Source organism: Cohnella baijiui (assembly GCF_020731285.1).
GTDB lineage: Bacteria > Bacillota > Bacilli > Paenibacillales > Paenibacillaceae > Cohnella.
The window spans coordinates 1-291 of record NZ_JAJFOW010000228.1 but is presented as its reverse complement, the minus strand read 5'-3'; the positions used below and the strand labels follow the sequence as shown (position 1 = coordinate 291).

1 protein-coding gene is annotated in these 291 nt (G+C 39.9%); it reads right to left on the bottom strand.

Features of this window, described 5'->3' with window-relative positions; all coding sequences use genetic code 11:
- Nucleotides 1–62 precede the first annotated feature (62 nt).
- Nucleotides 63–291: CapA family protein (locus LKX83_RS32420; protein WP_227887393.1), on the bottom strand; the 229-nt coding region annotated here is incomplete at its 5' end.

Sequence of the window (291 nt, the reverse complement as noted above, 5' to 3'; positions counted from 1 at the left end):
TGATAATTATACATATAAGCGAATGGGAAGGCAACAAAACATTTTGCCTATCACCTTTTATTTTACTTCTTCGTAGGGGAAAGCACGCGCCGATCACTGCCCTGGATAAGCGCAACCTCTTTAATACTTTTCTGATCGTATTGAATGTCCACTTGAGCTGAGCCAATATTATAAAAAATGTATTTCCCTTTATATATTTCATGCGATTGCAGGATCGGATTCCGATGCCCGATAAGCATATCCGCTCCGGCATCCAATAGGTCATGAGCAAAATCCCGTTGATATTTTTCA